This window comes from Bradyrhizobium sp. MOS002 (genome assembly GCF_003020115.1).
GTDB lineage: Bacteria > Pseudomonadota > Alphaproteobacteria > Rhizobiales > Xanthobacteraceae > Bradyrhizobium.
Genome location: NZ_PYFX01000004.1, coordinates 39,291 through 59,097 on the forward strand (window position 1 = coordinate 39,291; position 19,807 = coordinate 59,097).

The 19,807-nt window shown below is 63.5% G+C and carries 16 protein-coding genes; 4 read left to right on the forward strand and 12 right to left on the reverse strand.

All coding sequences use genetic code 11. The features are described from left to right. Positions 1-67: 67 nt before the first annotated feature. The 3 genes from C7G41_RS13090 to C7G41_RS13100 all read left to right on the forward strand — a co-directional run bounded on the left by C7G41_RS13090 (position 68) and on the right by C7G41_RS13100 (position 4,526). On the forward strand, positions 68-919 hold the full coding sequence (locus C7G41_RS13090; protein ID WP_106943627.1) for a VOC family protein: 852 nt from the start codon (positions 68-70) through the stop codon (positions 917-919). Positions 920-1,009: 90 nt separating this feature from the next. Beyond that, positions 1,010-1,435: a putative quinol monooxygenase gene (locus C7G41_RS13095; protein WP_199198348.1), complete on the forward strand. Its 426-nt coding sequence runs from the start codon at positions 1,010-1,012 to the stop codon at positions 1,433-1,435. A gap of 181 nt (positions 1,436-1,616) precedes the next feature. Then, positions 1,617-4,526, forward strand: coding sequence for a winged helix-turn-helix domain-containing protein (locus C7G41_RS13100; RefSeq protein ID WP_245446523.1), 2,910 nt, complete (start codon positions 1,617-1,619; stop codon positions 4,524-4,526). Positions 4,527-4,898: 372 nt separating this feature from the next. Here C7G41_RS13100 and C7G41_RS38265 read toward each other — a convergent pair whose 3' ends face one another. Genes C7G41_RS38265 through C7G41_RS13135 form a run of 7 tightly spaced genes read right to left on the reverse strand, consistent with a single transcriptional unit; the run spans position 4,899 to position 12,563 of the window. Then, positions 4,899-5,051 (reverse strand): aminopeptidase P family N-terminal domain-containing protein, encoded by a 153-nt coding sequence (locus tag C7G41_RS38265; protein WP_245446525.1) that lies wholly within the window; start codon positions 5,049-5,051, stop codon positions 4,899-4,901. Positions 5,052-5,091: 40 nt separating this feature from the next. Further along, complete coding sequence (locus C7G41_RS13110; RefSeq protein WP_106942996.1) at positions 5,092-6,306, reverse strand: M20 family metallopeptidase; 1,215 nt, start codon at positions 6,304-6,306, stop codon at positions 5,092-5,094. Between the two features lie 17 nt (positions 6,307-6,323). After that, complete coding sequence (nikE, locus tag C7G41_RS13115) at positions 6,324-7,898, reverse strand: ABC transporter ATP-binding protein (protein ID WP_106942997.1); 1,575 nt, start codon at positions 7,896-7,898, stop codon at positions 6,324-6,326. Next, positions 7,895-8,725: an ABC transporter permease gene (locus tag C7G41_RS13120; RefSeq protein ID WP_106943630.1), complete on the reverse strand. Its 831-nt coding sequence runs from the start codon at positions 8,723-8,725 to the stop codon at positions 7,895-7,897. Before C7G41_RS13120 ends, nikE begins: the two co-directional genes overlap by 4 nt. Then, a complete protein-coding gene (locus tag C7G41_RS13125; protein ID WP_106942998.1) occupies positions 8,718-9,665 on the reverse strand; it encodes an ABC transporter permease in 948 nt (315 codons plus the stop codon). The genes C7G41_RS13120 and C7G41_RS13125 overlap by 8 nt, the downstream gene beginning before the upstream one ends. Positions 9,666-9,680: 15 nt before the next feature. After that, on the reverse strand, positions 9,681-11,228 hold the full coding sequence (locus C7G41_RS13130) for an ABC transporter substrate-binding protein (protein WP_106942999.1): 1,548 nt from the start codon (positions 11,226-11,228) through the stop codon (positions 9,681-9,683). An 18-nt stretch (positions 11,229-11,246) separates the two neighbouring features. Beyond that, a complete protein-coding gene (locus tag C7G41_RS13135) occupies positions 11,247-12,563 on the reverse strand; it encodes a M20 family metallopeptidase (RefSeq protein WP_106943000.1) in 1,317 nt (438 codons plus the stop codon). 77 nt (positions 12,564-12,640) lie between these two features. Here C7G41_RS13135 and C7G41_RS13140 point away from each other — a divergent pair, with 77 nt between their 5' ends. Further along, a complete protein-coding gene (locus tag C7G41_RS13140; protein WP_106943001.1) occupies positions 12,641-13,402 on the forward strand; it encodes a GntR family transcriptional regulator in 762 nt (253 codons plus the stop codon). Positions 13,403-14,013: 611 nt separating this feature from the next. Here C7G41_RS13140 and C7G41_RS13145 read toward each other — a convergent pair. From C7G41_RS13145 to C7G41_RS13165, 5 genes are read right to left on the reverse strand one after another with little or no spacing between them, the layout of a single operon-like run. Continuing rightward, positions 14,014-15,312, reverse strand: coding sequence for an LLM class flavin-dependent oxidoreductase (locus tag C7G41_RS13145; RefSeq protein WP_106943002.1), 1,299 nt, complete (start codon positions 15,310-15,312; stop codon positions 14,014-14,016). A 4-nt stretch (positions 15,313-15,316) separates the two neighbouring features. Further along, a complete protein-coding gene (locus C7G41_RS13150; RefSeq protein ID WP_106943003.1) occupies positions 15,317-16,075 on the reverse strand; it encodes an ABC transporter permease in 759 nt (252 codons plus the stop codon). Continuing rightward, the gene (locus tag C7G41_RS38270) at positions 16,072-17,868 is read right to left on the reverse strand and encodes an ABC transporter substrate-binding protein (RefSeq protein WP_106943631.1); all 1,797 of its coding nucleotides are present in this window, start codon (positions 17,866-17,868) and stop codon (positions 16,072-16,074) included. The genes C7G41_RS13150 and C7G41_RS38270 overlap by 4 nt, the downstream gene beginning before the upstream one ends. A gap of 23 nt (positions 17,869-17,891) precedes the next feature. Next, a complete protein-coding gene (locus C7G41_RS13160) occupies positions 17,892-18,677 on the reverse strand; it encodes a class II aldolase/adducin family protein (RefSeq protein ID WP_106943004.1) in 786 nt (261 codons plus the stop codon). Further along, complete coding sequence (locus C7G41_RS13165; RefSeq protein ID WP_106943005.1) at positions 18,674-19,537, reverse strand: ABC transporter ATP-binding protein; 864 nt, start codon at positions 19,535-19,537, stop codon at positions 18,674-18,676. The genes C7G41_RS13160 and C7G41_RS13165 overlap by 4 nt, the downstream gene beginning before the upstream one ends. Between the last annotated feature and the right edge of the window lie 270 nt (positions 19,538-19,807).

Here is a 19,807-nt window from a genome sequence, read left to right on the forward strand (position 1 = left end):
CCGGCTCGGCTGCGCTTCGACCGACAGAAACTGCTCGTGGAATCAAACAACGACCAAGGAGACGGACATGACCGACGACCGGGACAACGCGACCGCAATGGGGCGCCGTAGCATGCTCCGAACGGTCGGTGCTGCCGTAGTGACCGGGGTTGCCGCAAGCACGCGCCCAGCCGCAGTCGCCGCAGCCCAGGGCACGGATGCGATGTCGGCTGCCGAACGCAACCAGGCCCCGCTTGGCGCACGACTCCAGGGGGTCCAGCACTTCGGACTTACGGTGCAGAACATGGAGCGAGCCTATCAGTTCTATACCGAAGTGTTGGGCGGTACCGAGGTTTTCCGTCATGGCGATTTCAAAGGCGACGGAGTGCAGAACACGCTACTGGCCGACCAGGAGATTGAGGCGAACGTCCGTGGGGTCAATCCCAGAACCATCGGCGTCCCCGATCTGCGGAGCGGCGCCCAGCGGCTGGATGTCCGCTTCATTCAGTTCGACAACATGGTACTTGAGCTGCTGCAATATCGCGAGTCCGATCAGCCGATGGGCACTTCGAAGAGCTTTGCCGAACCGGTGGAGCACATGAGTCCCGCGTTTCCGCGCATGATGCATATCTGCTTCTATGTTCGCGACGATGTCGACTTCAACAAATTCATCACCGACCTCGAAGCCGAATCCGCTCGCCGCGGCATGGCGCAGGTGAGGGCAAACCGGACGGTCCGTGTCACGACCGAGGCGGAAAGGAAAGCCGCGCCGCAGAGCGCCAATACGAACCGGGTCACCGAGGAGCCCTCGAACGGCTGGGAATTGATCTATTGCAAGGGCCCGGAAGGCGAGCAGCTTGAGTTCGTCAAGGCGCTGGGCCCGGTGAAGAGGCGTTTCAGCGAAGCCCTCGCGAAACGGCAGCAGACGATCACACGCTGATCCGCAGATCGTGGGCGACAGACATCCGGTCTCCAGCCGATTGCCCGCTTGGCCCAGTGAAGCCTTCGTAGCCGACAATCCGAGGTACTCATGATGTCAATTCTCGCCCGTAATTCGCTTGGCGCCTTGCTGTTCGCCGCCTCGATCATCGGGGCCGCGTCTTCAGTGGTCGCGCAAGAAGCGCCGCGCGTCCGCTACCAGGACATTCCCGAAGGCGCCTATTCGGTGGTGGCGCAGGTGCGAGCCAAGCCGGGTAAGGAAGATGCGTTGCGCGCAGCCACGTTGCCGCTCATTGTCAAGGTTCGCAGCGATCCCAGGAATCTGGTCTATTTTCTCGGGGAAGACCGCGCAAAGGCAGGCCACTTCATCTTCTACGAGGTTTTCGCCAGCCAGGCCGATTTCGACGCTCACAACGCCATGCCCTATGTCCAGGAATGGTTTGCCAAGCTTCCGGAGCTTGCCGAGGGCGGCGTCGAAGTTATGCGCATGGCCATCCATGCTACGGCGGAAAAATAGCCGGGTTCCGATGGAGCACTCGATCGGCGGCTCGCATGTGAACAAAGAAGATTTGCGCAGGGTGCACCAGCCGGCGGATATGCAATCTGCGCTGTGACATTCCTGCGGCAAATTGCTCTTCGCAATCGTGCTAATTCGGAAGCGCGCTATTCAACGTCTTCGCAATGCATGATAGTTCCGCTTGATCTTTTGGATCGAACGGCAAGTATCGATGCTGGCTGCCACGGAGACACGACAACGGAGCGGGGACCCGCAGGAACTCGCGTTCTCTTTCGGCCCGTTTCGACTGATCCCACGGCGCCAGGTGCTGCTCCTGGATGGGCGCCCGGTGAAGTTGGGAGGACGCGCATTCGAGCTCCTGCACCTGCTGGTGCAGCGCTCTGGCGACCTCGTCAGCAAGAATGAATTGATGGCGGCGGCCTGGCCGGGCACGTTCCTCCACGACAGCAACCTCAAGGTCAACATGTGGAGCTTGCGGCGTTCGCTGGGGGATACGCAGGTCGAGCCTGTCTATATCGCGACGGTGGCCCGTCGGGGCTACAGGTTCATCGCCGACGTGCAGGCCAGTACCGCCCATATCACCGACGATCCCGCGCCCGCTGATCCCCTCGTCCTGTCACGGCCGCCTTCCTCGCGTGGCATCGTTGGCCGCGAGTCGAACATGGCGGAGATTGCCGAGCTGCTGATCCGGAAGAGGCATGTCACCCTTGTTGGGCCTGGAGGCGTCGGCAAGACAACGCTTGCCGCCGCCGCGGCGCAGGTCTTTGCACCCCAATGCCGTGATGGCACTTGCTTCGTCGATCTCACCACGATCTCCGATCCAATGCTTTTCGGCCCCGCGCTGGTGACGGCGCTTGGGATCCGGGGCAACTCGGACAACAGCCTGGCCGCTGTGCTGGAGTATCTTAGGTCGCGCCAGATGCTGATCATCCTCGACAATTGTGAGCACGTGCTGCCTGCGGCGACCATCTTCGCCGGCAGCTTCGCGGACGACACCTCGCCCTCGGTTCTGCTCGCGACGAGCCGAGAGGCGCTTGGTACCGCGACCGAGCATGTCGTGCGGCTTGGCTCGCTTGCCGCGCCCAGAGCAGGCGAGACCACGACAGCTGCGCAGGCGCTGAAATTCCCGGCAGTGCAACTGTTCGTTTGCCGTGCGGCCGAATGGTCGGACTATCAATTTAAGGACGAGGATTGCGAGGCCATCGCATCGATATGCCATGCGCTCGATGGCCTTCCTCTGGCTATCGAGCTGGCTGCGGCCCAGATCGGCACATTCGCTCCTCTCGAATTGGTGGCGACGATGGACCGGAACCTGGGTTTTCGTGCACCAGGCGCCGAAGGCACGCCTCCGCGTCATGAAACCCTGATGGCGACGATCGACTGGAGCTTCAGGCTCCTGTCGCACAAGGAGGCAAGGCTGTTTGCCTTGCTGTCCGTGTTCAACGATGCGTTCGAATCCGAAGACGCGGCGTTCGTCGCCGAGGGCGCCGGGCTGAACCCGGTTGACGTCGCGACCGGGCTCGGCAGTCTTGTCGCCAAATCCCTTCTGAGCGCAGAGTCCGACGGGCCGAGCTTGCGCTATCGACTGCTCGACAGCACGCGGCGGTATGCAGCCGAGCGGCGGGAGATCGATCGTGCTTGCCATCAGGCGCTACGCCACCATGCGGAGCGCGTCTTGGCGCTGTTCGAACAGTCTGAAGATGAATGGAACTGGCGCGAGCCGGCTGATTGGACGAATCGCTATCTCGGTCGCATCGCCGATCTGAGGGCTGCGCTGTCGTGGGCATTTGGCGAGGATGGCGATCCTATCCTCGGAATCAGGCTGACGGTCGCCGGAATCACTTTGTGGTCGGAGACCTCGATCCTGTCGGAGGCTCAAGCACGGCTGGAGACGGCGCTTGCTCTGGCCAGGACCGTCGAATGCGATGATCTGCTGCAGGCAAAACTTGCCTGTGCGCTCGGATGGAGCCTGTTCTACGCCCGTAAGCTGTCGAACGAAAACGAAGTTGCCTGGCTCGATGCCATCGAATTTGCAAGGCGCGCGCGGGATAGCGAATATCAGCAACGCGCGCTGGTGGGGTTTGCATTTTATCTGCTTCAGATCGGGCATGTCCCGCGTGCCATCACCTATCTCGAGGAAGCCACCGGACTCGCTGAGCGCGACCGCGACCTGACCGCGACGTCCGAGGCCGATCGGGCACTTGCCTGGGCCCGAGCCTTCGCCGGCGAGTTGAGCCGAAGTCGCCCGGTTCTCGATCGCCTCGCTGCGACCTATTCGCTGGCCGATGGCCGTTCGCGCATGGATGCGAACGAGGTCTATCGCTACATCACGGTCCGCTTCAATCTGCCATTCGTGGCCTGGCTGCAGGGACAGCCGGACTACGCGTCCAGGCTGGCCAGCGACGCGGTCGAGGCCGCAGGCCGCAGTGGCCAATGGGTTTCCCAGTCGAATGCGCTCGGCCTTGCCGCGCTACCGGTGTCGCTCGAAACGGGAAATCTGGAGGCCCTTGAAAGCTACACGGAAAGGATGCGCGCCAATCTCGAACGAGAGCGCATCTCGCGCTGGGTTCAAGTCGAGCGCTACTTCTCCGCGTGCCTTCGCGACCTGCGCGGCGACCCGCGTGCCGTGGAGGACATTCGAGCGGCGATCGACGAACTCATCGAATGTCGCTTTCTCATGCGAATCGGCAGCTATCTCGCGGTCCTCGCCCGCGCGCTGCTGAGACAAGGACGTATCGACGAAGCGCGCGCAGCCATTACCCGTGCTCTCGCGCATCAGGAACGCCAGGGCGAACGCTGGTGCCGGTCGGAGTTGCTGCGGATCGATGCATCGGTCCTGCTTCACGCAGGTGAGGCTCAGCTGGCTGAAAAGCGGCTGCAGGGGGCTCTCGCCGAAGCGCGGTCCATCGGCGCCCTGACTTTCCAACTGCGTATCGGCGCCGACCTTGCGAGGCACTGGATCGCACTTGGCCGCAGGCGGAAGGCCGCTCAATTGCTTGGCCCGATCTATGAAGAGTTCAACGAGGGCTTCGGATCGAAAGACCTCGTTGAAGCTAGGGAACTCTTGCGCCGAGCACGAGCGAAAAATTAGTGCTGCGCGCAGCATGTTCAACGGGTTGACGGTCGAATATAGTAGGCTGCCGGCGGCGAACGGAACGGCTTGATCCCCTTGGCGAACTCGCCGATCGAGGAGTCTGCTCGTGGCCCTTTTGTGCAGTGCTTGCCGACACCGAGTACATCCGACCATTGGGATATAGCAGCAGCCTTTGGTTTCGGCGATCCGCGGCGGTCGATGTTGCGCTCCTTGTCGAGCGCCCAATCGTCACCGTCTTACGACGGTGGAACCTCTCTGACACATAGCGAAGGCAACGGAGCGCGACAGCCACGAGCTCTCGGTGAACGGACCAAGGTCGACGGCGCGAAGTATCATGATCGGCTCGCCATCGCGCGGGGGGAGGCAGGCTCAGTACATGTTCTCAGAGATCAAGAAGCCGGTGATGTAGGCGAGGAACTCGCTCTGGTCGATGATGAGGACATCGAGCTCGCGGGTGGCCATCTGCTCGCGCACGCGCTTAGCGCGCGCCTCATATTCGTCGATCGAAAACAACACCGTCATTCATCCTTCGTGGGATCGGATGCGCACGTTTCAGTGCCCACTATCCGCAAATCTCCAGAATGGCCAGCACGTAGATGCGGATCATATCCGTGAAGTCGACGATATCGACCCGCTCGTCGGGCATGGTGTTGTAGCGGCCGCCGGGGCCGCAGACGATGCCTTCCATCCCGCCGAAATAGTGCAGATGACCGGCATCAGTCCCATAGAAGCAGCTCGGGGCAACGGCGCCTGTCGGCTGCCCTTCGCCGCGTACCGCGCGATAGGCGCGGTTGACGGCCTCCACGATCGGGCTCGTGCGCGCCACTTCGAATGGCGGCATGGTTGGGACACCAGAGCGGTCCTCCGACATGATCTCGGCCTTGAGGCCGGGAAACCGTGCTTCGAGCGTGTCGAGCTCACGACGCATGTCGGCCAGCGCGCCGGCCTCGGTCTGGCCCGGTGCATAGCGGCCCGAGCCCTTGATCCGCACGAAATCAGCGACCTGGGGCGTGCGCCATTCATGGAGCTCGCGGCCGAGTGCGCCGTGGACGACGCCGACATGGACGCGGTTGATCCGCTCATGCTCCGGCGAGAGGGCGCCCGAGAATTTCATCGTATTGAGGCGCGGAATGACGTCGCACGCGGCCGTGATCGCATCGATCGCCTCTTCGCGCTTGGACAGATGACGGGTATTGCCGGTCAACTCGATGATGAACATGAAGGCGGCGGCATGCATCGTCATGGCCTTCAGATCGGTCGGCTCGGAGTTGATGAAATAGTCGGCGCGAAGTCCCTGCTCGACCAGCGAGTAGGTGCCGACGCCGCCTTGCAGCTCGCCTACCACGTAGGTGAGGATGACGTCACCCCTGAGTTTGACGCCGGCGTCGATCAGCGTCTTGACCGCGCAGAAGTAGGCAGCGTCGCCGGCCTTCATGTTGGAAACGCCGATGCCGTAGATGAAGGCGTCGTCGATCTTTCCTGCCCAGGGGTCGACGGTCCAGCCCTCGGTCACCGGGTTGGTGTCGAGATGGCCGTTGAACATCAGGCTCTTGCCGCCGCCCGCACCCTTCCAGCGGCCGACGGCGTTGACCCGGCCGTCCTTGCCGAAGGGCGTGAGCTCGGTTTCCAGTCCGATCTCACGCATGCGAGCCGCCATGAAGGCTGCGAGCTGCTTTTCGCCGTCCGATTTGGAGTAGCTCTTGTGCTGCACCATGCGTGACAAGAGGTCGAGGGCGGCGGGCACATCGATTCGGGCGAGAAGTGCGTTGTGATCCATGGGGAAAGTCCTTGTCGTCAGCCGACCGGCACGGGCGAGGCGGCCATCAGTTCGCGGGTATAGGGATGGACGTGGTCTGCGTCGAAATCCTCGGCCGGCAACAGGTCGACTATCTCGCCCCGGCGCATCACCGCGATGCGGTGGGCGATTTGACGGATGAGGTTGAGATCGTGAGTGATGAAGAGGAAGGCGGTTCCGGTTTCCTCGCGCAGCGCCAGCAGCAATTCGACGATCTGGGCCTGCACGGAGACGTCCAGTGGCGCGGTGATCTCGTCGCAGATCACGAGTTTCGGCCGCGCGGCGAAGGCCCGTGCGATGGCGATGCGCTGCTTCTCGCCGCCTGAAAGCTGATGTGGCCAGCGGTTGGCGTAGGATTGGGGCAGGCGCACCTGGTCGAGCAGGCTGGGAATATCCCCAAGTTGGCCGCCGTAGAGCTTGAGAGGACGCGACAAGATCTCGTCGATCCTGTGACGCGGATTGAGCGAGGAATCCGGATGCTGGAAGATGATCTGCACGTCGCGGCGGTAAGCGGCGTTCATGTCGCGCATGCCGCGGATCTCGTGCTCGTCGAAGGAGATCTTGCCCGAGAAGCGTGCAAGCCCGGTAAGGGCGCGGGCCATCGAAGACTTGCCAGAGCCGGACTCGCCGACGAGACCGAGGATCTCGCCGCCACGAATCTCGAGCCCGATCTTTTTTGTGGCCGGGGGCGGCGCGTCGCGGAAGAGCCCGCCGCTGCCATATTGGACTTCGATCTCGGAGGCCGCGAGAAGGACCTGGTCGCGCGGCTTGTCATGGACAAGGCGACGTTCCGGTCTGGGCACGGCGTCTACAAGTGCGCGCGTGTTGGCATGGCGCGGAGCGCGGAAGATGTCGGCCGCCGGCGCCTGCTCGACCAAGCGACCGCGCTCCAGGACCGCGACCCAGTCCGCGACGCGCGTCACAAGCGCAAGATCGTGGGAAATATAGAGCGCGGCGACGCCCGTCTCCCGGCGTAGTCGCGCGAACAGTTCGAGGAAGCGCGCGCCCGTGATCACGTCGAGTGCCGTGGTCGGCTCGTCGAAGAGGATGACGTCGGGCTGGCAACCAAAGGCAGTGGCAATGACAACGCGCTGCTTTTCCCCGCCGGAGATCTCGTGAGGGTAGCGCCGCATGATGGCGGCAGGATTGTTGAGATCGACGTGGCCAAGCAGATCGATAGCGAGCGCGTCAGCGTCGCGCTGCTTGAGGCCGCGGTGCTGGATCAGGGCTTCCGTGATTTGACGACCGATGGTGAGCGTCGGGTTCAGCGAGGTCGAGGGATCCTGAAACACCATGCCGAGCCGGCGGCCGCGTATCCTGGTGAGCTCGCGTGGGCTCAATCGTTGCAGGTCGATGTCGCCGAGACGCAACGAGCCGGCAACTTCGCGGGCATTGCCCGGCAAATGGCGCATCAGCGCCCAGGCGAGTGAGCTCTTTCCGGAGCCGGATTCTCCGACAAGGCCCAGCACCTCACCTGGTCCGATCTGCAGCGAAATGTCATGCAGCACACGTACCGGTCCAGCGGACGTGACGTAGTCGAGCGTGTAGTCCTGGATCGAAAGTGCAGAGGTCACCGCTCGTCCTTCGGATTGAGGGCATCGCGAAGACCATCGCCGACCAGGTTGAAGGCAATGGCGGTGAGTGCGATCGCGGCCGAGGGCGCGATCAATCCCCACGGCGCCTGATGCATGTATTGGCGCGCGTCCGCCACCATCAGGCCCCATTCGGACGCAGGCGGTTGGGCGCCGACGCCGAGAAAGCTCAGCGTTGCGAACAGCATGACGGCGAACGACACGCGGATGGTGGATTCGATCACGATCGGCGCCATGACGTTCGGCAACATCTCGCGGAAGATGATCCAGGGCGCTCCCTCGCCACGCGCGATGGCGGCCTTCACATAGTCCTGATTGCGTACGTTGAGCGCGGCCGAGCGGGTCACTCGCGCCATGCCCGGCGCAAAGGCCACCGCGATGGCAATCACGGCATTGCCGGAGCCGTTGCCGAGCGTTGAGACCAGCAACAGGGCCATCAGAAGGCCTGGGATCGCCATCACGGCGTCGTTGGTGCGCATGATGGCCTCGTCGGTTCGTCCGCCGAGATAGGCCGAACCAACGCCGATGATCGCTCCGGCTGCGCTGCCGGCGAAGGTGGCGATGACAGCGAGCGGCACGGTCGAACGCGCGCCGACCATCAGGCGGCTCAGGACGTCGCGGCCGAATTGATCAGCGCCAAGCCAGTTCTGCCAGCCGGGTGCGCGAAACCTGCCGAGAAAATCGATCTTCTCCGGCGCATAGGGTGCCAATGCGGGTCCGAACAGGCAGGCGGCCACGATCAGCGCCAGGAGCGCGACGCCGACAAAGCCCTGTGGTCTTCGCATCAGGCGGATCAACAGCTCAGTCATAGCGGATTCGCCGATCGAGAAACGCATAGGCCATGTCGGCGAACGTGTTGGTGACAGCATAGGTCGCGGCCATGATCAAGGCGCCCGCCTGGATCGACGGCAGGTCGCGCGTGGTGATGGCCACCATCAGCGCCCGCCCGATGCCGGGAATGGCGAAGATCTCCTCGATCACGATGATGCCGCCGAGCAGGTAGCCGACGTCGAGCGCGATGATGGTGACGACCGGCAATAGCGCGTTGCGCAGGGCGTGACGAAACAGCACGGTCCGTTCCGGCAGGCCCTTCAAGCGCGCGGCGCGGATATAGTCCGATTTCAGCACGTCGAGCGTCTCGGAGCGCATCATGCGCATGACGTGCGCGACGAGGATCACCGAGACAGTGAGCACGGGCAGCACCAGATGACGGATGCCGTCGCCGAAATTCTCCAGCGGGGAGACGTAGCCGGTCGCCGGCAGCCAATGCAGCGTATCGGCCAGCAGAAGGGCAAACAGCGTCGCGGTGACGAATTCCGGAAGCGAGACCCCGAGATAGGCGATGAGGCTCACGCCCGTGTCGGTGAGCCTGCCTTGCCGCAGCGCCGCGACCACGCCGAGCGGCACGGCAACGGCTAGCGTGACCAGGATGGCCGACACGGCAAGCAGCAGCGAGCGCGACAGCGCCATCAGCATTTCGGGGCCGACCGGCAAGCTCGTGCGCATCGAGATGCCGAAATCCCCGGTGAACACGTGGCCGGCCCAGCGCGCATATTGCAGCCAGGTCGGATCGCCGAGCCCAAGCTTTGCCCTGAGCGCGGACAGCGCTTCGGGCGTGGCGTTTTCCCCGAGCAGCGACTGGGCGGCGTCCGCCGGCAGAATCTGCGTGATGGCGAACACCAGTATCGAGACCACGATGACGGTGTAGACCATCAGCATCAAACGGCGCACAAACCAGGCCAGCGACACCGAGCGCCTCCGGCGTCAGGCGCGCTTCGGCGCGCCAGCGCCGAGCGAGACCATGTCGAGGCGGAACACCGAGCCGCGCGGATGGAGAGCGTATCCTTCGACGTAGGAGCGTTGTGCCGCGAGCAGGTCGAAGAATGCCGAAATCACCGAGGGGACCTCGGCGTTCATCATGTCCTGAGCCTTGGCGTAGAGTGCCGTGCGCTTCGCTTCATCGGTCTCGACGCGAGCTGCATTGATGACTGTGTCGAAGTCCGCGTTGTTCCAGTGGGTCTCGTTCCAGGCCGCGTCGGATGTGTAGAGCAGCTTGAAGACGGCGTCGGCGGTCGGCTGCATGTTGTAGAAGCCGACGTAGAAATTACCTTTCTTCCAGACCTGGTCGAGATAGGTGGCGTGCGGCATGGTCTGCACGTTGATGCGGAAGCCGGCAGCGGCCGCCATCTCGCGGACGGCGACGCCGAGCTGCGTGCGGGTTGACGGCCTGTCCGACGCGACCAGCGTCAAATCGATGCCGTTGGGATAGCCCGCGTCGGCCAGCAGCTTCTTCGCCGTGGCGATGTCGGGCTTCTTCGGCGGAATGTTCTTGTAGAAGTGGTAGGCGGAGCTCAACGGCGTGTCATTGCCTGGCGTGCCGTAGCCGCCGGCGACGAAGCCCACGGTTGCCTCGCGATCCACCACCAAGGCCAGGGCCTGTCGGACGCGCGCGTCGTTGAACGGCTTCTGGTCGCATCCGAGGTTGATGTTCAGGAACTGCCCGGATGGGGTGCGCAGCGCCTTGACCCCATCGGCCTTGGCGAGGCGCTCATATTCGCCTGGCGCGGTCGTGAGCAACAGATCGACTTCACCGGAGATCATTGCGGACGCTTCGGCGGTGCGGTCCGGATAGACCAGCAGCTCGATCCGGTCGAGGTAGGGCCGCGCCGGATCGTAATAAGCGGGGTTACGTTCGACGACGATCCGGCGATCGGGCTCGTACGACGCCAGCTTGAAAGGACCGGTGCCGTTCGCAGTGGTCGCAAGACTCGCGAGGTCGCCGGCGATGACCTTGGCCGGAACGATACGCGCGTTGAGATAGGTGAGTGCCACTGGCAGGTCGGCATAGGCGCCTGCGAGCGTAAACTTGACGGTCAGGGGATCGACCGCGGCGACCTCCTTGATCGGGCCGACATTGGTGCGGCCGGGAGAAGCGGTCTTCGGATCGAGGATCGCGTTGATGGTGGCGACGACATCGTCGGCGGTCAGCGGCGAACCGTCATGAAACGTCACGCCCGGGCGCAGCTTGAAGGTCCACTCGGTCAGCGTCGCGTTGGGTTCCCAGGACATCGCGAGGTCCGGCTCGACGGTCATGTCCGGCTTCAGCCGGGTGAGGTTGGAGTAGAGTAGTTCGGTGACGAGATATTCCGGATTCACGCGCGCCAGCATCGGATGGATGACCGATGCGGCCTGGTCGACTGACATCCGCAGCACGCCGCCGCGCTTCGGAACTTCGGCGAGGGCGATCCTGGGCAGACCGGCGAGGCTGATCGCGGTTCCCGCAAGGAGAAGACGGCGAGTGACGGACAGCATGGATGCGTGCTCCTTGAGCTAGCGGGCGGCGAGTGTTTCGGGAGACAGATCGGAACGGAATTCGGCTGACAGATAGGCAAGGACCGATTTCGCCAGCGCGACGATGTCGGCGCGCGTGGTAAATTCGCCGGGCGCGTGAATGCGGCTTTCCGGCCGGCCGAGGCCGGTCAGCAGAATCTCCTGCATTCCGGTTCGCTGTACCCAGCCGAAATCGGAGCAGCCCGTCGCACCCCATTTGGCGAAATCGTCCGGTGTGTATCCGAACCCGGCCGACAGCGCCTCCTGCCAGCGCGGCCAGTGCGGGCCTGTCGGATCGGATGTCGGCATGAGGTGGCCGGTGAGAACAACGTCGACGTCAGTTCCGGGGGCCGCTGCAAAGACGGCGTTCTCGATTTTGGCACGCGCGGCCTGAAAGTCTTCCTCCGGCGCATAGCGCCGACAGACGAGAATTTCAAAGAGCGATGGAGTCTGGCCGCCGCATTGGCCGCCATGGGCTGCGGAAATATCAAGCTGGGCTGCGAGCGGATGCGTCGCATGCGGCGGCGCGGGCAGGGCGGACGTCCGCGCGGCGATTTCTGGTTTCAATTCTGCGAGCGCATTGAGGATCGGCAGTGCGGCCTCGATCGCGTTGGCATTCAAGCCGGCGGTTCTGGCTTCGCTTGCGTGAACTGTCCTGCCGCGCACGCGTACCAGTAGCGTGAAGAGACCAAAGCAGCCGGCCCAGATGCGCGGCGCTGCGGCGCCGTTGAAGTTCAGAATGTGGCCTTCGAGCAGACCCTGCTCCGCCAGATAACGCACGCCGGGATAGAGTCCGGCTTCTTCGTCGGTGCAAAGCAGCAGCATCGGGTCGTAGCCGAGTGGAAGACCGATCGCGTCGGCGGCGCGCAGCGCGAGCAGCACTGCCGCGATGGTGCCTTTCATGTCGGCGGCGCCGAGGCCGATCAGGCGATCGTCGTCGCGCGTCAACTGGAACGGATCGGTGGTCCACCCGGGCGCTGCCGGTACGGTGTCGACATGAAAATACAGCCCGAGCACCGGCTTGTCCGAGCGACGGCGCGCGATGAGATTGGTTCTGCGCCCTTGCGCCGGGCCGTTCGCCACGCGCCACAAATGCTCGGGGACGTCGACGCGTTGGCAGTCGAGGTCGAGCGCCGCAACAGCGTCCTCCATCAAGCCCGCAAACGCTGCGTATCCCGCGCCGGGCGGGAAAGTCGTGTCGATCGCCACCATCCGCGCAAGATCGTCGATCGCACTTTCGGCTGTGCGCTCGATCTCGGCGAAACCGTCGGCCAGCGTCGGTCTGGCCTGTCCGGGGTCTGGCGGTGGAGAAACCATTTGCGGCGGCTCATTTCTATATTCTATAAAGAAATAGGCGAAGCCGATCGCTGTCAATTCCAAAGAATGAGGCAGGCGTGACCGGTAAACAGGCAAAAGCAGCGGCGAGCGGCCAATCCAGCCTACCGGTTCCGCTGTACGAGCACGTCAAGCGGCAGATCGCCGAGGCGATCCTGGTGGGCGAACTGTCTCCGGGCACGGTGCTTCCCGGTGAAGTTGCGCTTGCCGCGCGATACGGAGTTGCAGTCGGCACCATCCGCCGGGCGCTCGCGGACCTGACGGCCGACGGCATGCTGGTGCGCCGGCGCAAGACCGGGACGGTGGTGACCGGACGCGCGCCCCAACATAGTCTGCGCTTTTTCTTCCAGTATTTCCGACTTCATGGCGAAGATGGCGGCCTCCAGCTTTCCGTGCCCGAAGTCTTGTCCGTGACGCTGCGGCCGGCCGATGCAGAGGAGGCCATCCTCTTCGCGGAAGTCGTTGGTGAGCCGTTGCTCTGTCTTCATCGCGTCCGACGTGTTGGCCGCGTACCGGTGATGCATTCGCGAATACGGCTCGTTGCGCGCCGCGTGCCTGAATTCCCGCACAAGGCGGCGAGTGTGCCGGCGCTGCTCTACCTCCATCTGCTCGACGCCTATGGCATTCGCATCGCAGCGATACGCGAGAAGCTCATGGCGGAGCTCGCCGACAAGGAGGATCGGCGTGTACTTGCGCTGACTTCGCCGAACGCCGTGCTGGTGATCCGCGAGGAAGCGTACGATCAAGCCGGTGCGCTTGCGATCCTGAGCGAGCACCGCGCCACGACGGCGCATCATCACTACGTGAACGAGATCCGCTAATCTGTTTCGAGCCGTTGCCACGCGGGGCGGCAGATCTGACACGGCCGCCCTGCTGAGATTATCAAGCAATCCGCGCGACGTTCCGCTGGGTCGTGTCGAACATCGAGCGCAGAGGCCGATCGACCGATGCGGGTTATGACGCACGGACTAGAGATGGCATCCGCTTGTGCCAATCACATCTCAAATGTTGATACGCAGCGAATGTCGGTATCCGTGATTGTGTCTCCCCGAGCTGAACCAATTTGCCGTTTCTCCCGCCGCTCGAGCGCGTGCATTTGTTTGACTTCCTCCGACGACGCTTCCTTACGTTAGCTCAAATTGGCCCATGATGGATTGGAGTGAGAGTTCAATTTTTCCAATTGGTTAGAGGGCGGCGTGTGCACGACGTGTGCACCGGGAGATCAAGAAAAATCGTGCGACCGCCAAGATCAGCAGACGTTTCGAACACACCGGGTTTGGCGCCCACTTATGCGAAGTGCCGTCGGCACGCAGCTTGATCCGCATTCTTGCTGGATGCTCGGCCGGCGTTCGATCTCATTACCGACATTGTGCAGGCCTTGAGCTGGGCATAACCGGTTGGTGATGATTGGTCAGAAAGGCCCTTCGCCTATCTAGAATTGGGCATTCTTCGGTCGAGGCAGGCCGAGATGATCGCGCAGCGTGGTGCCCTGGTAGTCGGCTCGGAACAGGCAGCGTTCTTGTAGGATAGGCACGACGAGATCGACGAAATCCTCAAATCCTTCGTGGAAATAGGGGGGCATCACGTTGAAGCCGTCGGCGGCGTGCTCCTCGAACCAGAGCTGAAGTGTGTCGGCGATGCGCTCGGCCGAGCCGCACAGCACCCAATGGCCGCGGGCGGCGGCGGTGAGATTATAGAGATCTCGCAGCGTCATGTTCTCGCGGCGGCCCTTGGCGAGCATGACGCTGGCGAAGCTGTGATAGCTGTCCGATGGCGCGATGTCCGGGATCGGACCGTCGAGGTCATAGGCCGACATGTCTCGCCCGAATCGATCGGACAGGATGGCGAGCGCATTGCTGCCGCTGACAAAACTCTGGAGCACGTTGAGTTTCTCGAACGCTTCCTTGTCGGTGCGGCCGACGACCGGCATGACGCCCGGCAGCACCGTGATATCCTCCGGCCTGCGTTCGAATGCCGGCAGCCGGGTCTTCAGCGAGGCGTAGCCGGCCTTCGCTTCCTCGATGTCCTGCACCACTGAGAACACGATGTCTGCGGTGCGCGCGGCAAGCGCCTGTCCAGCCTCGGAGCCGCCGGCCTGGAGAACGATGGGGTGGCCTTGCGGGCTGCGGCCGATGTTGAGCGGGCCCTTCACCTTGAAGAATGGGCCATCATGGTCAATCGGGCGGAGCCTCGCCGGATCGATATAGAGGCCGCTCGTGCGGTCTGCGACGATGGCGTCGTCCGCCCAGCCGTCCCACAGGCCCTTGACGACGTCGAGGAATTCGCTCGCCATCTCGTAGCGGCGAGCGTGATCGGGATGGGTGGTGCCGAAATTTGCCGCCGTTGCCGGATTGGCCGTCGTCACCGCATTCCACGCCGCCCGGCCCTTGGAGATGTGATCGAGCGAGGCGAAGACGCGCGCGACCGAGAACGGATCGCTGTAAGTGGTGGAGACGGTGGCGCCGAGGCCGATATGGTTGGTCGAGGTCGCGAGCGCGGCCAGCATCGTCAGCGGTTCAAGCCGCAGCGTGTAGGAGGGATGGGCGGCCGCATCGGCATAGAGATTGTCGCCCATGAAGATCAGGTCGAACTTGCCGCGCTCGGCGGTGCGGCCGATCTGCTGGATCGCCGCAAAATCCTGAAAGCTGTCGACCGCGCCGGGATAGCGCCAGCCCGCGACGTGGCTACCGGTGCCCAGGATGAACAGGCCGAGATGCATCTGTCGTTTCATGGCATCATGTCCAGAACAGGAGCTTGCGTTCGAGGAAGCCGATCAGGCCGAAGAAAGCGAGGCTCGCCGCGGAGGCGACGAAGATCGCCGACCACACCTGGACGAAGTCGATCTGAAGCACGGCCTGGTAGATCACCCAGCCGAGACCGCCCTGGGCGCCGAGCATTTCGGTGACGATCGCTACGATCACGCTGCGCACCGTGGAGACGCGCATGCCGGCGAGCAGTAGCGGCAGCGCGGTCGGCAGCCGCAGGCGCCACAGCACGCCGAAGCGGCTGGCGCCAAAACTCTTCATGAGATCGACGGCGCGGCGATCGACCCGGTCGAGTCCTGCCAGCATCGACAGCAGGACGGTGAAGCTCACCGCCATTGCTACCATCACGATCTTCGAGCTGACACCGATGCCGAACCAGAGCAGGATCAGCGGCGAATAGCCGACCACGGGCACCGAATTGATCGCGGTGGCGAGCGGCAGGATCGCGCTACGCAACGCCGGCACCAGTGCGATGGCGACGGCGAGCCCGATACCGATCAGGCAGCCGAGTCCGTAGCCCACCAGTGCTTCAAGCAGGGTGTAGCCGGCGGCGTCAATGAGCGTTGCACGTTTCGACCATAGGCCGACGAGGATGTCACTGACCGCGGGAAGAACATAAGCGGGCAGATGCAGTCCGCGCGCCGCACCTTCCCAGCACGCGATCAGGAGGACGGCGCCCAGGATGCCGCGCTGGACGGCGAGCGAGGGGGAGGCTAGCGCGCGGCTCATTGCTCGGCGTTCCAGAACACGAGCCGCCGCTCGACCGCAGCGACCACCGCATAGAAGCCGGTGCCGAGCAGGGCCGCAGCCAGCAGGGCGGCCCAGATCGCAACGACGTTCTCGGTGAACATGGCCTGGAGCAGCAGCACCCCGAGACCGGTGGTGTCGCCGAACCATTCGCCGACGATGGCACCGACGAGGCTCAGCGATGCTGCAAGTCGCAGCGCCACGAAGATCTGCGGCAGCGCGGTCGGAAGCTGCAAGCGGAGCAGGAGTTGGCGGTTGGAGGCGCCGAAGCTGCGCATCAGGTCGACCTGCTTAGGATCGACGGTTTCCAGGCCGAGCAGTGTGTTCACCGTCACCGGGAAGAAGGTCAGATAAAACGCGATGATCGCCTTGGCGAGCAGCGTATTGCCGAACCACAGCACCACCAGCGCGCCGAAGGCGATGACCGGAATGGTCTGCGACACCACGAAGATCGGAAAGATCATTTCGCGCAGCGCGCGGACGCGGAAGAACACGACGCCCATGAGCACGCCGAACGCGCCGCCGGACGCAAAGCCGATCAGCGTCTCGGCAAGCGTGCGCAGGAAGCCGTCGACATAGGCGCGCGGCGTGGCCGCTATAGCCAGCAGGATCGTGCTGAGGCGCGGTAGATAATAGGGCCGGATGCCGAACAGCAGCACCGCGCCTTCCCAGACCACCGCGGCGATGGCGAGGCCGAGCAGGAGCCGGATCAGCTTGCGCAGCGAATCCGGCATCGTGATCGACCGCGCAGCCGCGCGGCCGTCACCAAGCGATGTTGTCGCAATGCTCTGGATGAAGCTCGCGTCATAGGCCGCAGCGAGATCGACCGGCTTGGAGATCACGCCGTACTTCAGGAAGAAGTCGTGGGCGGTCTTCACCGCGTCGGCGTCGATCCAGAACACGCCGTTCTTCGCCGCCGCGCCGGCGGTCATCAGACGCTTGACCTCGGTGAGCATGAATTCCTGCTGGGCGCGGTCGAGTGTCGGGGCTGCGGCCATCACGGTGTCGACGGCGCCCTTAGGATCGGAGAATGCATCCTTCCAGCCCTTCAGTGACGCGCGAAGGAACGCCTTGATGAGTTCCGGCTTCTCCTTGGCGGTCGCTTCGGCCACGATCAGCGTGTCGCGCGGGAAGGTGATGCCGTAATCCTCGGCGACGAAGGTCTTCAAACTGTCCTTCGGCATGCGCGACTGGATGGTGTAGAACTCGTTGTAATAGGTCGCCGTGATCACGTCGACGTTGCCGTCGACGAAGGGTGTCACCGAGACCTGCTGCGGCTGGATCTTGAGTTCATCCGGCTTGATGCCTTCCTTGGCCAGCATGCCGTTCAGCACATGGTTGGCGCCGGTGAACCAGGTGGTGACGGTCTTGCCTTTGAAATCCTGGATCGTCTTCACCGGCCCGTCCTTGCGGGTGACGAAGATGAAGGGGGTGATCTGGTGCGACACGCCGATGCAGACGATCGGCAGTCCCTTGTCGCGCGCCGCGAACACGCTGTCGGTGCCGCCGGACAAGCCGAACGTGTCGGCGCCGGTTGCGACCAGGTTTTCGGTGAGCAGATTGGGCCCGCCGGGATTGATGGTGAGGTCGATGCCCTCGGCCTTGTAGTAGCCCTTGGCGGCCGCGACGTAGAAGCCGGCGAACTGAGCTTGCGGCAGCCATTTCAGACGCAGGCTTGCCTTCTGCAACTCGGCTGCGGGTGCGACCGTGACGAGCGGGCCGGTCGCCAGTGCGATGGCGGAGAGGACGGAGAAGGCGCGGCGACGGCTCAACATGGTCATACTCCAGACGGTGAAAATCAATTGCGATAGGATGGATCGGTGCGGTCGAGCTGGCGCATCAGCGCCGGCCATTCGCGTTCGCCGGGCACGAGGATATCGCCCTGCAATTCCCAGAACTGACGGGCGGCCTTTTCGCAGACCTCGTGCGGCGGCATCACCAGCTTGGCACCGGCTGCGGCCGCCGCCTGCATCTGGAGCTGGATCCGTGCGGCGCGCTCGAAATAATACAGCAGCATGAAGGCCTCGCCCGACGTCCGGCCGACGGTGAGGATGCCGTGGTTGCGCATCAGCATCACCTTGTGCGGGCCGAGATCGCGCACCAGGCGGACCTGCTCGTCGAGGTCGATGGCGACGCCTTCGTAATCGTGGAACGCCTGACGGTCGTAGAAGCGCATCGCGAACTGGCTGAGCGGCAGCAGGCCCTTCTCCTGTCCGGACACCGCGACGCTGGCATCGGAATGGGTATGCAGAACGCAGGCCGCGTCGTGGTTCGAGGTGTGGATCGCCGCATGGATGACGAAGGCCGCGACGTTGACGGCCTGCGGCGAGTCGTCGAGCTTGTTGCCCTTGGTGTCGATCTTCACCAGGCTCGACGCCGTGATCTCGTCGAACAGCAACCCGTAGGGATTAATGAGGAACTGATCCTCGTGGCCGGGAACGCGCAAAGAAATGTGATTGTAGATCAGGTCGTCCATGCCGAGCTTGGCGACCATGCGATAGCAGGCTGCAAGCTTGATGCGGGCATCCCACTCCGCCGGTTCGATCCCGTGCGGCGCGGACTCCCTTGCTGATATCGCGTTCACTGTGTCTTCTCCTGCACGATGGAGGATTGGAACGACTTCATGCTCTCCTCCTCGATCGCGTCGAGCAGCGTGCGCTTGAGGCGCACGAATTCGGGGGAGGTGACGATCTCGGGCCGGCGCGGGCGCGGGAGATCGACGGTTTGTTCTAGCTTCACCGAGCCGGGACGCGCCGTCATGACCAGCACGCGGTCGCCGAGGAAGATGGCTTCGTCGACGTCATGGGTGATGAAGAGGATGGTGCGGCGGTATTTCTGCCAGACATCGAGCAGCCAGCGCTGCATCATCGCCCGCGTCAGCGCGTCGAGCGCGCCGAACGGCTCGTCGAGCAGCATCAGGTCGCGTTCGAACAAGAAGGTGCGCATCAAGGCGACGCGCTGGCGCATGCCGCCCGACAATTGATTGGGATACTGCTTCTCGAAACCGGCCAGTCCGAACTCGGGCAGCATCTTCAACGCCTTGGCGCGCGCTTGGTCGCGCGGCATGCCCTCGACCTCGAGCGCGAGGATGGCGTTGTCCACCACATTGCGCCAGGGAAACAGCAAATCGCGTTGCGGCATGAAGGTGACGCGGCCGAGCAGGTCGGCGGCATGGCAGCTCTTGCCTTCGAAGCGCAGGATGCCGCCGGCATCAGGCTCTTCGAGGCCCGCGACGATATTGAAGAGAGTGCTCTTGCCGCAGCCGCTGGGGCCGACGACGGTGACGAACTCGCCGGGGGCGACGCTCGCCTCAAGTCCCGACAGCGCCGCGACGGAGCCGAAGGTCTTGTTGATCGCGCGCAGTTCGAGCAGCGGCTCAGGCTTCGGGTGGGCCTGCGGGGCTTCAATGGCCGGTCCGGGATGGGGGAGGCGGGCAGCCTGCACCGGGATGTCCTTGTATAATGGCGGCGGCCATTCGCATACGAAAGCGGACCGCGTCGAAATCTCTTAGCAACTCGTGTGCCAGCGCGATTTCTGGCCAAATCAGGCATAAGATTTGCGAGACCGACGGGGAATAGGTCGGAGTCGCGTGCGCCTCCGAGACAAAATCGGTCGTTTCTCTGGAAGATGGGTGCTTTGTTGTATACTTATATCTTTGTCGGAGAAACATAATGGTCGATATTGGTGCACATGTCGGAGGCAGGCGCGTGAAAA

Bases quoted from the DNA above. Each gene is read 5' to 3' on its own strand.
- C7G41_RS13145 (WP_106943002.1), bottom strand. From the start codon at position 15,312: ATGAAACGACAGATGCATCTCGGCCTGTTCATCCTGGGCACCGGTAGC.
- C7G41_RS13110 (WP_106942996.1), bottom strand. From the start codon at position 6,306: ATGGATCACAACGCACTTCTCGCCCGAATCGATGTGCCCGCCGCCCTC.
- C7G41_RS13130 (WP_106942999.1), bottom strand. From the start codon at position 11,228: ATGCTGTCCGTCACTCGCCGTCTTCTCCTTGCGGGAACCGCGATCAGC.
- C7G41_RS13150 (WP_106943003.1), bottom strand. From the start codon at position 16,075: ATGAGCCGCGCGCTAGCCTCCCCCTCGCTCGCCGTCCAGCGCGGCATC.
- C7G41_RS13090 (WP_106943627.1), top strand. From the start codon at position 68: ATGACCGACGACCGGGACAACGCGACCGCAATGGGGCGCCGTAGCATG.
- C7G41_RS13120 (WP_106943630.1), bottom strand. From the start codon at position 8,725: ATGACTGAGCTGTTGATCCGCCTGATGCGAAGACCACAGGGCTTTGTC.
- C7G41_RS13095 (WP_199198348.1), top strand. From the start codon at position 1,010: ATGATGTCAATTCTCGCCCGTAATTCGCTTGGCGCCTTGCTGTTCGCC.
- C7G41_RS13135 (WP_106943000.1), bottom strand. From the start codon at position 12,563: ATGGTTTCTCCACCGCCAGACCCCGGACAGGCCAGACCGACGCTGGCC.
- C7G41_RS38265 (WP_245446525.1), bottom strand. From the start codon at position 5,051: ATGACGGTGTTGTTTTCGATCGACGAATATGAGGCGCGCGCTAAGCGC.
- C7G41_RS38270 (WP_106943631.1), bottom strand. From the start codon at position 17,868: ATGTTGAGCCGTCGCCGCGCCTTCTCCGTCCTCTCCGCCATCGCACTG.